Genomic DNA, 14,262 nt, shown 5'->3' with positions numbered 1-14,262 from the left:
AGAGGCTTTGTGTCTTTAAGGGTTTTAATTACTGGAGAGGTTGTTGGTAAAGCTGGGATTATTGTAATAAAATCTTTTTTGTCATCTTTTAAGGCTGAAAGAAGAATTGATTTTGTAATATCTGGTAATAATTTTACTACAGGCTTAAGGGGCCTTGGCAAAAAGCATGCTTTTTTATTGAAAAAGTATGGCATTGATGTTTTAACCTTAGGTGAGAATACTTTTGCAAGATCTGATTTGTCCGATGATCTTGATAAGTATAATTTTATTTTAAAGCCTTTAAATTGTCCTGCGAAATTAAAAGGATATTCTTATTTTATTTATAATGTTGGTGGCAAAAAATTGGCTGTGATGAGAATTGTAGGTCAAACAGGAATAACCAAACATAAATTTAATCATCCCTTTTATAGTTTTGATTTTTTTTATGAAAGAATAAAAATGCAAACAAACAATATTATTGTTCTTTTTGATTCAAATACTACTGCTGAAGTTAATGCTTTGTTTTTTTATCTAAAATCAAGAGTTAGTGCTTGTCTTGGAACTGGGAAAAGGATTTTAACAGCTGATTTGAGAATTTTAGATAATACTGCTATTATAACTGATTTGGGTAGAGTTGGAAGTTTGGATAGTGTTATTGGATATGATTCTAATTTAGAGGTGGATAAATTTTTGAAAGGATTTTTAAATCAGAAATTTAATGAATCTTGGGAGGGTCTTGGTTTTAATGGTGTTGTAATTGATATCGATGATAATGGGCATTCTTTTTCTGTAGAGTCTGTTAGAGAATATATAGACTATAAATCAAATTTAAAAGATATGGGTATTGTTTAATGAGCATATCTTTTAAGTATTTTTAAAATTTAATTGATTTTATTCGCGAGATTTAATTTTATTATTTTTCTTATGTATAGTGTGTATATACAGGAGGATGAATTTTGCACAGTTATATTGTAGAAGGTGGATTTAAGATAGGCGGTCAAATTACAGCTAGCGGCAATAAGAATTCTGCTTTACCTTGTATTTTAGCTGCCTTACTTACTGATGAAGATGTTATTTTGGAAAATATTCCTAATATTAATGATGTAAAAGTTGTTTTAGACATTTTAAGTGATGTAGGAGCAAATATTGTAAGAGAGGGTAATACTTTAAAAATAAAAGTTTTAAATATTGTAAAAACAGAAATAGATTCTTCTCTCACGGATTTAATTAGAGCCTCTATTCTTTTATTAGGACCTTTTGTTTCTAGATTGGGGGAAATAGATATGGCGCTTCCAGGAGGAGATGTGATTGGGAAGAGGCGGCTTGATACTCATTTTTATGGTCTTTGTAAGCTTGGAGCTAAGTTGAGCAATAAAGATGGAAGGATTATTTTAAAGGCCAATAAGCTTGTTGGAACTGAAATGTTTTTAGATGAAGCTTCTGTTACAGCTACAGAAAATATCATTATGGCTTCAGTTCTTGCCGAAGGTAATACCGTTGTTATGAATGCTGCTTGTGAGCCGCATGTTCAAGATTTATGTAATATGCTAAATTCAATGGGCGCTAATATTTCAGGAATTGGTTCAAATGTTTTAGAGATAAAGGGTGTGAAAAAATTAAGTGGAACCGTATTCAGGATAGGAGCTGATTTTATGCAAGTTGGTTCTTTGATCAGTCTTGCCGCATTAACAGGGGGTGAGTTAGAAATTAAAAAGGCAGATCCTCAGCATTTCAGATTAATTAGGCATATATATTCAAAGCTTGGTATTCATTTTGAATATGACAGGGAGAATGTGTATGTAAAGGATAAGCAAGAATTAAAAGTTAAGCTAGATTTTGGTGGGTGCATTCCAAAAATTGATGACGGTCCGTGGCCAGCTTTTCCAACAGATCTTATGAGTATTATTATAGTCACTGCAACTCAAGCAGAAGGCACAGTTCTTGTTTTTGAGAAGATGTTTGAATCTAGGATGTTTTTTGTGGACAAGTTAATAAAAATGGGGGCTAGAATTGTACTTTGCGATCCACATCGTGTGGTAGTTACAGGTAAATCTACTCTTAAGGGCAGTATTTTGTCTTCCCCAGATGTGCGGGCGGGGATGTCTCTTCTTATTGCTGCTTTTGTTGCTGAAGGTCGCAGCGAGATTCAAAATGTTTATCAAATTGAAAGAGGATATGAAGATGTGGTTGGTAAATTAATTAATTTGGGGGCAAAAATCAAAAAAGTTAAAAGTCAATAGCTTGGTATTTGGCTTTATTGTATTACATGTGATTTATGAGAAAATATTCTTAAGAGATAATAAAGTCAGGTACTAATAGGTTGAATTATGAATTAAAATATATTAAATTAATTTTTATTGTCGAGATTTTTTGTTATTGTATTTAGATAGGCTTTAATTTGAAGTATTATTAGGGGTTTGGAATTTTTTATCTAGTATTATTTAATTTTGTTTTATTTTTTAGTTTAAATAGCCTAATATAAAAAAATAATATTGAAAGATTAAAAAAAGTTTGCAAGGGTAGTCCTAATTTTTAATTTTATTAATTGCTGCTCGGGCTATAGGTATCATTGGATTTTTGTTATATTTGGTTTTAATTTTTCTGGTTTTGGGTATGATTTTTTGGCGCTGCAGTTTAATGAATTTTATTTGCATTTCGATCATTGTAATGCGTAACATTTTAATTAACAATTGTTTTGACGTTACATTTTAATTTTTAATTTCTAAAATTAAAAATTAAATACTTTTTTATTAATGATGAATAAATTTGAGTTTAGATTTTTATAAAAAAATATTTTAAATAAGGATAAAATTTTATGTCTACAAATAAGAGTAAGACTAGAGAATTAATATTAAATGGCAATTTATACAAGGTTCTTTTTTTAATAAGTTTTCCTATTGTTATAACCAATATTATTCAAGCCCTTTATGAGCTTACTGATATGTTTTATGTTGGAAAACTTGGAGCCATGCCTTTGTCAGCGCTTTCACTTGCTGGTCCTATAAATTTTTTTATTATGGCTATTGCTATGGGTATGTCCACAGGAAGCATTTCTTTGATTTCAAAATGTATAGGGGAAGGGAATTTTTCTCGTTTTTCAAGGTATGCAGGGCAACTTATTGTTTTAAACTTTATTTTATCCTTATTCGTTGCTATTTGTGCCTTTTTTTTAATTGAGCATCTTTTAGATTTATTGGGCGTAAAAGGTGAACTTAAAGAACTTTCAAGGGCTTATTTTTACGTGACAATTTTTGGAATACCCATTATGTTTTTAAGCATTTCAATTACGTATATTTTAAATGCTCAAGGAGAAACTATCCTTTCAATGATAATAGTTTTATTTGCTAATATTGTTAATTTTATTCTTGATCCAATTTTAATATTTAGTTTTAATATGGGTATTACTGGTGCTGCTTGGGCTACTTTATTTTCAAAATCGCTAACCGTTGTTTTTTATTTATTTTTGACTTACAAATTAAATCGTGGATTAAAAATTTATCCTAAGGACTTAGCGATAGATATAAGATCTATTAAAGAAATTGTTAATTTGGGATTACCTTCAACTTTTGGGCAAATAATGGTTTCGGTGTCTTTTTTTATTTTCAATTATATCGTTATTGAGATTAGTCCGAAATTTTTGGCGGCGTATGGACTTACAAATACCATTATTTCCTTTTTGTTTCTTCCTGCTATGGGAATTGGTACTGGAATTATTTCAATTGTTGGTCAAAATCTTGGTGCTAAGAAAATTAATAGGGTGGGAGAAGTTTTGAAAAAAGGATTTTTTATTTCTTTAGTAGTTTTATTAATAATAAATTCGATTGTTATTATTAATAAACAGTTTATACTGAGGCTGTTTACAGATGATTTGGAAGTTTTAAATTATGCTAATAATTATTTATTGTTGACAACCATTGGTACTTTTGGATATGGATTACAACAAGTATTTTTCGGAGGACTTATTGGGTCTGGTAGGACAAAAATCGCAATGATTATTATTTTTATTAGATTATGGATTATTCGTCTTCCAGTAATTTTTATTTTTCAATATTTTGGCATAATTGAAAATTCTTTAGGTTACGCTTTTATAATTTCAAATTATTTAGCAATTATAATTTTAGTTGCTTTTGCTTGTACTCGTTATTGGGCCAAACCTATTTTAATTAAAAAATATAAATAGTAATTAAGATTTATTTATATTTATATTTTACTAAAGAAAATGGTTGATTTGTTTTAATAGTTTAATTTTTAATTATTTTTTCTTCTTATTGTTTTTCAAAAATATATAATATGTTTTTTCTTTTAGTGTTGATTTTAGTTTTTAAGTGAAAAGTTTTTGTCTCAAGTCCATTAAGTTTTTCTCTAATTAATTCACCCGTTTTGTTGCCTTCTTTAAAAATTGCTAATGAATTTGCATTTATATTTTCTTCACTTTTATTTTTAAGAGTAATTATTAGATTATTTTTGCTGTCAGATTTATAGTTTACTATTTCTACTTTTTTATTAGTTTTTATAATGCTAGTAATGTAGGTAATTTCTTGTGCATGTTCTTTTGATTTTATTGTGCTTGTTTTAATACAAGACATAAAAACAATTGGAATGCTAGAAATTGTAAGCATCGGTAGTAATTTAATCTTAAAATTTTGAGTTTTCATTATTTTTATTATATTTGCTTATTAAGCCAGTGTTAACCGTTTTGATAAAATAAATATGTTAAGCTTATTTTTAATGGCGACTAGATTTCATAAATTTTGAATTTCATGTTAAATTTTAGCACTGTTATATGGGTAATTAATGAATCTTTAAGGTTTAATTATATTGACTATAATTTATAAAATGTGTAAAATTTTAAAGCTATTAAAGTTTTTTAGAAAAACACGCAGCGCGGGTCAATTTCTAAAAATTGATTTTTTATTTTTTTTGATTATTTGTAGCTATTTTCTTATTTTGATAAGAATTAATTTGTGAAAAATTTTTTAAAGAGATTAAATGTAAATAGCTATTTAGAATGTGAAATTTAGGAGGTTAATCATGGCAAAAGAAGTTTTTCAAAGAACAAAACCACATATGAATGTTGGAACAATAGGTCATGTTGATCATGGTAAGACAACATTAACAGCGGCTATCAGTATTTATTGTTCAAAATTAAATAAAGATGCAAAAGCATTAAAGTATGAAGATATTGATAATGCACCCGAAGAGAAAGCAAGGGGAATAACAATTAATGCTAGGCATATCGAATATGAAACAGCTAATAGGCATTATGCCCATGTGGATTGTCCAGGCCATGCTGATTATATAAAAAATATGATTACAGGAGCAGCTCAAATGGATGCAGCAATTCTTTTAGTTGCAGCTGATAGTGGTGCTGAGCCTCAAACAAAAGAGCATTTGCTTCTTGCTCAAAGAATGGGAATAAAGAAAATAATAGTTTTTTTGAATAAATTAGACTTAGCAGATCCCGAGCTTGTTGAGCTTGTTGAAGTTGAAGTTTTAGAGCTTGTTGAAAAATATGGTTTTTCAGCTGATACTCCAATAATCAAGGGTTCGGCTTTTGGGGCTATGTCAAATCCAGAGGATCCTGAATCTACAAAATGTGTTAAGGAGCTTCTGGAATCTATGGATAATTATTTTGATCTTCCAGAAAGAGATATTGACAAACCATTTTTGCTTGCTGTTGAAGATGTATTTTCTATTTCAGGAAGAGGTACTGTTGCTACTGGACGTATTGAAAGGGGTGTTATTAAGGTTGGTCAAGAAGTTGAAATAGTTGGCATTAAAGAGACCAGAAAAACCACCGTTACGGGTGTTGAAATGTTCCAAAAAATTCTTGAACAGGGTCAAGCAGGGGATAATGTTGGACTTCTTTTAAGAGGGGTTGATAAAAAAGATATTGAGAGAGGACAAGTTTTGTCAGCTCCAGGCACAATCACTCCGCACAAGAAGTTTAAAGCTTCAATTTACTGTTTGACCAAAGAAGAAGGCGGTAGGCACAAGCCATTTTTTCCAGGTTATAGACCACAATTCTTTTTTAGAACAACCGATGTTACTGGTGTTGTAGCCTTAGAAGGCAAAGAAATGGTTATGCCCGGTGATAATGTTGATATTATTGTTGAGCTTATATCTTCAATAGCTATGGATAAAAATGTAGAATTTGCTGTTCGAGAAGGTGGGAGAACTGTTGCTTCAGGAAGAATTCTTGAGATATTGGAATAGTTTAAGACTTTAGAGATGTATTTAATATTCTTTAAAGCTTAGGAGAATAAATTGATTGCTAAAGATAAGATACGCGTAAGATTATTTAGTTTTGATGTTAAAATATTAGATCAGAGTGCCGAATCTATTGTTAAAGCCGTTCAGAAGGCCAAGGCTCAGATTAAGGGTCCAATCCCTTTGCCTACAAAAATAAAAAAATATACTGTTTTACGTTCTCCTCATGTCAATAAAAAATCAAGAGAGCAATTTGAGATGAGAACTCATAAAAGGCTTATTGATATCTTAGAGCCCACTTCTGCCTTAATGGATTCTTTAATGAAATTAGAGCTTCCAGCAGGTGTTGAGGTAGATATTAAACAGTAAAGCGATATTTTAAGTATATGAATTTGAGGTGTTTTAATGTTGGGATTGATTGGAAAAAAAGTTGGCATGACTCAGATATTTCAGAAAAATGGCATTGTTGTTCCCGTTACTGTTATAGAGTTTCAGCCCAATTATATTATAGGGAAGAAAACAGTTGATAGAGATGGTTATAGTGCCCTTATAGCAGGTTCTGTTGATCTTAAGGGTTCTAAAGTTTCAAAGCCTATAAAAGGTCAATATAAAAATTTAAAAGATATTGAGCCTAAAAAATATGTAATAGAGCTTAAAGGGCTTGACGGATATGATGCTGGTGATGAGATCAAGGTTGATGTTTTTAAGTCAGTTAAGTATGTAGATGTTACCGGTACTACTAAGGGTAAGGGTTTTCAAGGGGCCATGAAAAGGCATAATTTTAGTGGTGGGCCATCTTCTCATGGATCGAAATTCCATAGACATCTTGGTGGGACAGGGCAAGCTACTACTCCCGCAAGAACATTTAAAGGAACCAAAATGGCTGGTAGAATGGGTGGAAATCAACAAACCATTCAAAATCTTGAAGTTGTTTTAGTTGACGAGGAGAAGAGAGCTCTTCTTGTAAAAGGAGCTGTGCCTGGTGCTAAGGGTTCTTTTGTTATTGTTAAGAAATCTAAAAAGTAGGTATTTAGTATGGAAAGAAAAGTTTTTTCTAAAGATGGGAAAGAGATTGGGGCTATAAATTTAGATGATAGGGTTTTTAATATAGAAATTAGTCATGGTTCCATTTATAATGCTATAAAAAATGAATTGTCTAATCTTAGAGTTGGAACAGCCTCAACTAAAACTAGATCAGAAGTTAGGGGTAGTTCTAAAAAGCCTTGGAAACAAAAAGGAACTGGTAGAGCTAGAGTGGGTACAAAGCGAAATCCAATTTGGATCGGCGGGGGCATAGCATTAGGTCCAAAACCTAGAGATTATAGCTATAAATTGCCTAAAAAGGTAAAAAGGCTTGCATTTAAGTCAGTATTGAGTTTGCGTGCTGCTGATGAAAATAGTTTTAAAGTTATTGAGAATTTTAATATTGAATCTGGAAAAACTAGAGATCTTTCTGCTATAATAAAGAATTTTGTAAGTTTTAATGGTAAGGTAGTTATTCTTTTGGGTAGTGATGACCAGATGATTAAAAGGGCCGGTAAAAATATAAGAGATTTAAAGATTTTGTCTTTTGATAAACTTAGAGTTGTTGATTTATTTTATGCTAAAAATTTAATAGCTCTAGAATCTGCTGTTAACAAGCTCAATGAGTTTTATGTTAAATAAAAAAGATGTTGAGGATAAGTATGAAAGCTTATGATATAATAGTTTCACCTATGCTTACTGAAAAAACCAATACACAAAGAGAAAATATTAATGTTTATGTTTTTAAGGTTAATAAAAGAGCAAATAAAAAAGAGGTTGGTGCGGCAATAAAAGAACTTTTCAATGTTACTCCAGTGTCGTGTAATTTGCTTAATATTAAAAGTAAAGCCAAGGTTGTGGTGTCTCGAAAAGGATATCCTATAGGTAAGGGGAAAACTTCTTCATGGAAGAAGGCATATGTTTATCTCAAAAAGGAAGATAAAATAGATATTTTTTAGTGGTTCTGGAGAAAAATAAATATGGGTATTAAAGTATATAAGCCAAAAACTTCTTCTTTGCGCTATAAGACAACTTTATCTTTTGATGATTTAAGCAAAGGTAATGATCCTTTGAAATCTTTAACAAAAGGTAAAAAAAGTAAATCGGGCAGAGATTCTTCCGGTAGGATTAGTGTTAGGAGAAGAGGTGGTGGGCATAAGAGGAAATATAGGGTGATTGATTTTAATAGGAGAGATAAATTTAGTATTCCTGCTCGAGTTGTTTCTATTGAATATGATCCTAATAGAAGTGCTAATATAGCTTTGCTTGTTTATAGAGATGGAGAAAAAAGGTATATTATTTCTCCCAAAGGTATTAAGGTTGGAGATGTTTTGGAAAGTGGTCCAAATGCTCCAATTAAAATTGGGAATGCTTTGCCTCTTGAAAATATTCCTATTGGGAGAACTGTTCATAATATTGAACTTAATGTAGGAAAAGGTGGGCAGCTTGTAAGAAGTGCGGGGGGGTATGCCATGATACTTGCTTCTGATGGAAATTATGTCACTGTAAAATTGTCGTCTGGTGAGATGAGATTGATTTTCAAGAAATGTATTGCAACGATTGGTGAAATTGGAAATGAAGATTATGTCAATGTTTCTATAGGGAAAGCTGGTAAAAGTAGGTGGCTTGGCAGAAGACCCAAGGTAAGAGGTGTTGCTATGAATCCTGTTGACCATCCACATGGTGGTGGTGAAGGAAAAACTTCTGGGGGGCGTCATCCTGTGTCTCCTTGGGGTCAGCCTACCAAAGGTTATAAAACTCGCAAGAAGAAGAGATATTCAGATAAATTCATTATCAAAAGAAGAAATAAATAGGAGAGTGTAGTGGCGAGATCTATTAAAAAAGGGCCTTTTATAGAAAAGAGTCTTTATCAAAAAATTTTATCATCTTTTGGAAGTGAGAAAAGAGTTGTTATTAAAACCTATTCCAGATCTTCAACGATAATTCCCGAAATGGTAAGTCTTACTATATCTGTTTACAATGGTAAAACTTTTATACCCGTTTATATTACTGAAGATCTTGTAGGTCATAAGCTTGGAGAGTTTGCACCTACAAGGATTTTTAGAGGGCATGCTAAGTCAGATAAAAAGGGAAGGAAGTAAAGTAGTTATGTTAATAAATAGAAGATATACAGCAAAGGGCAAAAATTTACCCTCTTCTCCCAAAAAAGTTAGGCCAATAGCTGATAATATACGAGGAAAATCTTATATTAAAGCTATTGCGGTGCTTGGTTCTATGCCCAATAAGGGAGCTAAGCTTTTAGAAAAAGTTGTTAAATCAGCAGCATCAAATGCGATGTATCACAATAAGAATCTTTCCGAGGATATGATATTTGTTAAAATAGTTATGGTTGATGATGGGCGTCGTCGTAAAAAGATTTGGCCTAGAGCTAGAGGTAGAGCTGATAGGCTTGTTAATAGGAATTGTCATATTTTTGTTGAAGTTGACGAAAAAAAAGATATTAAAGGATAAAGCATGGGCCAAAAAGTACATCCATATAGTTTAAGGTTAAAAATTAATAAGGATTGGAAATCAAAATGGTATTTTGATAAAAAATTGTATTCCTTAATTCTTCATGAAGATTTTTTAATAAGACTAGAAATTATGAAGTTTCTCAAAGGGATTAAATTTGATATTTCTGATATAGAAATAATTAGAAATAATCCCCAAAAAGTAACAGTAGTAATTGTTACTCCAAGGCCTGGTTCTGTGATAGGGCTTAAAGGTTCTAATCTTGAAAAGATTGGTCAATTGTTAACTAAAAAAATTTCTAAAAAGATTAGCATTAAGATTAAAGAAGTCAAAAGGCCAGAGCTTGATGCTCAGATTATTGCTAATGGTATTGCAAGGCAAGTAGAAAATAGAGTGTCTTACAGAAAAGTTTTAAAATCTTCTCTTTCTACTTCTATGTTAAAAGGTGCTCAAGGTCTAAAAATTAAGATTGCTGGAAGACTTGGTGGGGCTGAGATTGCAAGAAGCTTTGAAGTTAAGGAAGGTCGAGTTCCTTTGCATACTCTTAGAGCTAATATAGATTATGGATTTTCTGAAGCCCAAACTACTTATGGCATTATTGGGGTTAAGGTTTGGTTATTTAAAGGTGAAGTTTTAGGCAGACAAACCAATTCTGATGCTGGTCAGGTAATAAATAAAAAACCTTTTAGAGAAAGAGGTGAGGGTTCTAAAAATTTTGATAAAATTTTAAATAATAAAGAGAAGACTAATGAAAAGCAAACTAGGTCTTTAAGTAAAAAAGATAGATTTTTTAAAGACGGAGCAAGTCCTTTAGATAAACTTAGTTCTCCTTCTAAAGAAAGAGTCGATTCTAATGAGCAGAATATTGGAGGATAGTTAGATGTTAAGTCCAAAAAAGGTTAAATATAGGAAAAAGCAAAGAGGAAGATTGTCTGGAGAAGCACAGAAAGGCAATAAAATTTCTTTTGGTGAATATGGACTTGTTTCTTTGGAAACAGATTTTATTACTGCTCGTCAAATTGAAGCTGCTCGTATTGCAATGACCCGTAAAATAAAAAGAGGCGGTAGAGTTTGGATAAGAATATTTCCTGATATTCCTTATACTAAAAAACCGGCTGAAACTAGAATGGGTAAAGGCAAAGGAGGTGTTGATCATTGGAATGCTCCTGTTAAGCTTGGTACTGTTATGTTTGAAATGGCTGGAGTTGTGGAGGAGCTTGCTCAAGAAGCTATGGCACTTGCTAGTTCTAAACTTCCAGTAAAAACCATGTTTGTTGTAAGGCGAGATTTGAGGTAATTATGTTAAAAAATTTTAAGAATTTTGCTCTTGAGGACATGAAAGCCAAAAGGCTAGAATTAAAAAAAGAATATTTAGATTTAAGATTTAAATCCGTTGTTGGGCATGTTGAAAATCCTTTGAAAAAAAGAGAGATTAGGCGTGATATAGCAAGGCTTAATACAATGATTTATGAATATGAATTAGGTATTAGAAAGGTTTAAATATGGCAAGAGAAAATAAAAAAGAATTAATTGGTAAAGTTGTTAGTGACAAAATGTCTAAGACTATAGTAGTAGAAATAGTTCAGAGAAAGATGCATCCAATTTATCGCAAGTATTTAAAGGTTATTAAGAAAGTTAAGGCACATGATGGCAAAGAAGTTTCAAAGATTGGCGATAAGGTAAAAATTATTGAGGTTCGACCTATTAGTAAAGATAAAAGATGGTCTCTTGTTGAGGTTTTAGAAAAATTAAAATAGTTTTGATTTTTCTAAAGGAGGTTGATTATGATTCAGATGCAAACTTATTTAACAATTGCTGATAACACTGGTGGCAAGGTAGCTCAATGTATTAAAGTGCTTGGTGGTAGTAAAAGGCGTTATGCCAAAATTGGGGATATAATAACTATTGTGGTAAAACAAGCAATTCCTAATTCTTCTGTTAAAAAGGGAGATGTTTGTAAAGCTGTAATTGTTAGAACCTCTAAAGAAGTAAGACGCAAGAACGGAACTTATGTTAGGTTCGATGATAATGCTTGCGTTATACTTGATTCTAATTTAAGCCCTAGGGGTAAAAGAGTATTTGGGCCTGTTGCAAGAGAACTAAGAGATGCTAATTTTATGAAGGTAGTATCATTGGCTTCAGAAGTTATATAGCAAAAGGGGGTTTTGTGAAGACAAAGTTGAAGATAGGTGATAGTGTAAAAATTCTTTCTGGAAAAGATAAGGGAAAGATAGGTAAAATTGCTAGTATAAATAGAAAAAAAAATAAAGTTATTGTTGAATCTTGCAATATGGTCAAAAAAGTTATTAAAGCTAGAACACCCCAAGAAAAAGGTAAAATAATAGATAGGGAGGCTGCTATAGATATTTCAAATGTGATGATATTTATTAAAGGAACTTCTTCAAGATTGGGCATTAGATTTGAAAATAATGAAAAAATAAGATACCTTAAAAAAAATGGGCAGAGGGTTTAGAATTTATGAATTATATTCCTGAATTGAAGAAATATTATAAAGACAGTGTTATAAAAGAGCTTATTAAGGAATTTGAATATAAATCTATAATGCAAGTTCCCAAGCTTGAAAAAATAGTAATCTCTGTAGGTGTTGGTGAGGCTGTTAAGAATAAAAAGTTGTTAGATTCTGCAATTTTAGAGCTTGCTCAGATTACCGGGCAGAAAGCTGTAAAAACAAAAGCAAAAAAAGCAATAGCCGGGTTTAAAATTAGACAAGGGCAAGAAATAGGTGCTAAAGTTACTCTTAGAGGCAATGTAATGTATGAATTTTTATACAAGCTTATTCATTTGGCATTGCCAAGAGTTAAGGATTTTAGGGGAATTAATGGGGATGCTTTTGATGGTAATGGAAATTATTCTTTTGGAATAACAGAGCAAATAATATTTTCTGAGATAGACTATGATAAAATAGAGAAGATATCTGGTTTAAATGTTACAATTGTGACAACAGCTTCAAATGATAAAGAAGGCAAAGCCTTGCTTTTGAAATTTGGAATGCCGTTTAGTAATTGAAGGGATTTGTAAAGTATATGGCTAAAAAATCAATGATTGTTAGGGCTTCAAGAAAGCCCAAGTATAAAACAAGGCAGAATAATAGATGTAAGTTGTGTGGTCGTCCAAGAGGATATTTGAGAGATTTTTGTATGTGTCGTATATGTTTTAGGAAGTATGCGTCTGAAGGATTAATTCCTGGCGTTTCAAAATCAAGTTGGTAAGGGGATTTTATGGCGATTACTCATTCAGTAGGGGATATGCTAACCAAATTGAGGAATGCAAGTAGAGTTAAGCATGAATCTGTAGATTTAAAGATGTCTAATATGAACAAATCAATATTAAATATTCTTAAGGAAGAAGGCTATATTAAGGATTTTAATTTTTTAGAAAAAGAAGGAATTGCTTTTATTAAAGTTTTGTTAAAGTATGACAATAAGAGAAATCCTATTATAAACAAAATAGATGCTATTTCTACTCCTGGTAGAAAAATTTATTCTTCATATAAAAATATGCCAAGAATAAAGAATGGATATGGAATATTAATCGTATCTTCTTCTCAAGGTGTTATTACTGGTAAGGAAGCTAAAGATAAAAAAATAGGTGGTGAATTGATTTGCTCAGTTTGGTAGTTTAATAGGAGGAATGTATGTCACGTATTGGAAGACTTCCGATAAAGATTCCAGATGCTGTTAAAATTGACATTAAAGACAATTTAGTAATAGTTGAAGGTATTAGGGGAAGATTAGTTCAAGATATAAAAGACAGTATTAATGTTAAGGTTGAGAATGGCAGCATTGTTATTAGTCGAGTTTTTAATGATAAAAAATCAAAAGCCTATCACGGTCTTTACAGAAGTTTAATTTTTAACATGATAAAGGGAGTAACTGAAGGATTTTCCAAATCTCTTACTATAAATGGTATAGGGTATAGGGCAGAACAACAAGGCAATAGCCTTTTTTTAACTCTTGGTTATTCAACACAGTTTGAATATGTTATTCCAGATGATATTACTGTAAAGCTAGATGGTAATACTAAAATTTCTGTTGAAGGAATAGACAAGTTTAAGGTTGGTCAGGTTGCTGCTGAGATTAGAAGTTTAAAAAAACCAGAGCCGTATAAAGGAAAGGGCATTAAGTATGATAATGAAGTTATTAGAAGAAAAGTTGGAAAATCTGGTGTAAAAAAATAAATTTTGGGTTAATTTTTATGAAAAAAATAAAAGAAGCAGAACAGAGAAAGCTTAGGCGTAAAAAAAGAATAAAGGATAGGATAGGGCGTGGGGTAATTAGCAGACCACGAATTACTGTATTTAAATCCAATAGATATTTTTATGCACAAGTCATAGATGATAGTAAGGGACATACTGTTGCGAGTGTTTCTACGATTGAAAAAAGTCTTAATTTAAGTAAAAATATTGATGATGTAAAAAAACTTGGAGAAGTTCTTGCCAAGAGGCTTAAAGAGAAAAATATAAATAATCTTATTTTTGATAGAAATGGTTATAAGTATCATGGGCTTATTGCAAGTTTTGCAACTTCTTTGAGAGAGTTTGGTATTAATATTTAAGGG

General features: G+C 31.2%; 23 protein-coding genes. 22 read left to right on the top strand and 1 reads right to left on the bottom strand.

Going from position 1 to position 14,262, the window contains the following annotated elements:
* Positions 1-9 precede the first annotated feature (9 nt).
* From QIA41_RS01905 to QIA41_RS01895, 3 genes are all read left to right on the top strand, one after another.
* Positions 10-831 (top strand): TIGR00282 family metallophosphoesterase, encoded by an 822-nt coding sequence (locus QIA41_RS01905; protein ID WP_320292365.1) that lies wholly within the window; start codon positions 10-12, stop codon positions 829-831.
* Positions 832-935: 104 nt separating this feature from the next.
* Positions 936-2,219, top strand: a complete 1,284-nt coding sequence (murA, locus tag QIA41_RS01900; RefSeq protein ID WP_320292364.1) for a UDP-N-acetylglucosamine 1-carboxyvinyltransferase — start codon at positions 936-938, stop codon at positions 2,217-2,219.
* Positions 2,220-2,794: 575 nt separating this feature from the next.
* Entirely contained in the window at positions 2,795-4,159 is a 1,365-nt protein-coding gene (locus tag QIA41_RS01895; RefSeq protein WP_320292363.1) for an MATE family efflux transporter, read from the top strand.
* Positions 4,160-4,244: 85 nt separating this feature from the next.
* Here the strand turns inward: QIA41_RS01895 and QIA41_RS01890 are convergent, their stop codons facing one another.
* A complete protein-coding gene (locus QIA41_RS01890) occupies positions 4,245-4,634 on the bottom strand; it encodes a hypothetical protein (protein ID WP_320292362.1) in 390 nt (129 codons plus the stop codon).
* Positions 4,635-5,010: 376 nt separating this feature from the next.
* Here QIA41_RS01890 and tuf point away from each other — a divergent pair, with 376 nt between their 5' ends.
* From tuf to rplR, 19 genes are read left to right on the top strand one after another with little or no spacing between them, the layout of a single operon-like run.
* A complete protein-coding gene (gene tuf, locus QIA41_RS01885; protein ID WP_320292361.1) occupies positions 5,011-6,195 on the top strand; it encodes an elongation factor Tu in 1,185 nt (394 codons plus the stop codon).
* A gap of 51 nt (positions 6,196-6,246) precedes the next feature.
* Entirely contained in the window at positions 6,247-6,558 is a 312-nt protein-coding gene (gene rpsJ / locus QIA41_RS01880) for a 30S ribosomal protein S10 (protein ID WP_002557068.1), read from the top strand.
* Positions 6,559-6,594: 36 nt separating this feature from the next.
* On the top strand, positions 6,595-7,215 hold the full coding sequence (rplC, locus tag QIA41_RS01875; protein ID WP_320292360.1) for a 50S ribosomal protein L3: 621 nt from the start codon (positions 6,595-6,597) through the stop codon (positions 7,213-7,215).
* Positions 7,216-7,224: 9 nt separating this feature from the next.
* Positions 7,225-7,854, top strand: coding sequence for a 50S ribosomal protein L4 (gene rplD, locus QIA41_RS01870; RefSeq protein WP_320292359.1), 630 nt, complete (start codon positions 7,225-7,227; stop codon positions 7,852-7,854).
* A gap of 20 nt (positions 7,855-7,874) precedes the next feature.
* The gene (gene rplW, locus QIA41_RS01865) at positions 7,875-8,171 is read left to right on the top strand and encodes a 50S ribosomal protein L23 (protein ID WP_320292358.1); all 297 of its coding nucleotides are present in this window, start codon (positions 7,875-7,877) and stop codon (positions 8,169-8,171) included.
* A 21-nt stretch (positions 8,172-8,192) separates the two neighbouring features.
* Positions 8,193-9,026: a 50S ribosomal protein L2 gene (rplB, locus tag QIA41_RS01860; protein ID WP_320292357.1), complete on the top strand. Its 834-nt coding sequence runs from the start codon at positions 8,193-8,195 to the stop codon at positions 9,024-9,026.
* A 9-nt stretch (positions 9,027-9,035) separates the two neighbouring features.
* Positions 9,036-9,314 carry a 30S ribosomal protein S19 gene (rpsS, locus tag QIA41_RS01855; protein ID WP_320292356.1) on the top strand — a complete coding sequence of 93 codons (279 nt, stop codon included), beginning with the start codon at positions 9,036-9,038 and terminating at the stop codon, positions 9,312-9,314.
* Positions 9,315-9,321: 7 nt separating this feature from the next.
* Positions 9,322-9,684, top strand: coding sequence for a 50S ribosomal protein L22 (gene rplV / locus QIA41_RS01850; protein WP_320292791.1), 363 nt, complete (start codon positions 9,322-9,324; stop codon positions 9,682-9,684).
* 3 nt (positions 9,685-9,687) lie between these two features.
* A complete protein-coding gene (gene rpsC, locus QIA41_RS01845; protein ID WP_320292355.1) occupies positions 9,688-10,560 on the top strand; it encodes a 30S ribosomal protein S3 in 873 nt (290 codons plus the stop codon).
* 4 nt (positions 10,561-10,564) lie between these two features.
* On the top strand, positions 10,565-10,981 hold the full coding sequence (gene rplP, locus QIA41_RS01840; protein ID WP_320292354.1) for a 50S ribosomal protein L16: 417 nt from the start codon (positions 10,565-10,567) through the stop codon (positions 10,979-10,981).
* A 2-nt stretch (positions 10,982-10,983) separates the two neighbouring features.
* Positions 10,984-11,184, top strand: coding sequence for a 50S ribosomal protein L29 (rpmC, locus tag QIA41_RS01835; RefSeq protein WP_320292353.1), 201 nt, complete (start codon positions 10,984-10,986; stop codon positions 11,182-11,184).
* 2 nt (positions 11,185-11,186) lie between these two features.
* The gene (gene rpsQ / locus QIA41_RS01830) at positions 11,187-11,441 is read left to right on the top strand and encodes a 30S ribosomal protein S17 (RefSeq protein ID WP_320292352.1); all 255 of its coding nucleotides are present in this window, start codon (positions 11,187-11,189) and stop codon (positions 11,439-11,441) included.
* Between the two features lie 27 nt (positions 11,442-11,468).
* Positions 11,469-11,837 carry a 50S ribosomal protein L14 gene (rplN, locus tag QIA41_RS01825; RefSeq protein ID WP_267917025.1) on the top strand — a complete coding sequence of 123 codons (369 nt, stop codon included), beginning with the start codon at positions 11,469-11,471 and terminating at the stop codon, positions 11,835-11,837.
* A 14-nt stretch (positions 11,838-11,851) separates the two neighbouring features.
* Positions 11,852-12,157 (top strand): 50S ribosomal protein L24, encoded by a 306-nt coding sequence (gene rplX, locus QIA41_RS01820; protein ID WP_320292351.1) that lies wholly within the window; start codon positions 11,852-11,854, stop codon positions 12,155-12,157.
* A gap of 5 nt (positions 12,158-12,162) precedes the next feature.
* Positions 12,163-12,711: a 50S ribosomal protein L5 gene (gene rplE, locus QIA41_RS01815; protein ID WP_320292350.1), complete on the top strand. Its 549-nt coding sequence runs from the start codon at positions 12,163-12,165 to the stop codon at positions 12,709-12,711.
* A gap of 17 nt (positions 12,712-12,728) precedes the next feature.
* Entirely contained in the window at positions 12,729-12,914 is a 186-nt protein-coding gene (locus QIA41_RS01810; protein WP_320292349.1) for a type Z 30S ribosomal protein S14, read from the top strand.
* A 9-nt stretch (positions 12,915-12,923) separates the two neighbouring features.
* A complete protein-coding gene (rpsH, locus tag QIA41_RS01805; RefSeq protein ID WP_320292348.1) occupies positions 12,924-13,322 on the top strand; it encodes a 30S ribosomal protein S8 in 399 nt (132 codons plus the stop codon).
* Positions 13,323-13,339: 17 nt separating this feature from the next.
* Positions 13,340-13,882: a 50S ribosomal protein L6 gene (gene rplF, locus QIA41_RS01800; protein WP_320292347.1), complete on the top strand. Its 543-nt coding sequence runs from the start codon at positions 13,340-13,342 to the stop codon at positions 13,880-13,882.
* Between the two features lie 17 nt (positions 13,883-13,899).
* Entirely contained in the window at positions 13,900-14,259 is a 360-nt protein-coding gene (gene rplR / locus QIA41_RS01795) for a 50S ribosomal protein L18 (protein WP_320292346.1), read from the top strand.
* Positions 14,260-14,262 lie beyond the last annotated feature (3 nt).

Origin of the sequence: Borreliella sinica (assembly GCF_033969665.2) — a bacterium.
GTDB classification, from domain to species: domain Bacteria; phylum Spirochaetota; class Spirochaetia; order Borreliales; family Borreliaceae; genus Borreliella; species Borreliella sinica.
The sequence above is the reverse complement of the archived record's forward strand: the minus strand, read 5'-3'. Positions and strand labels throughout refer to the sequence as shown.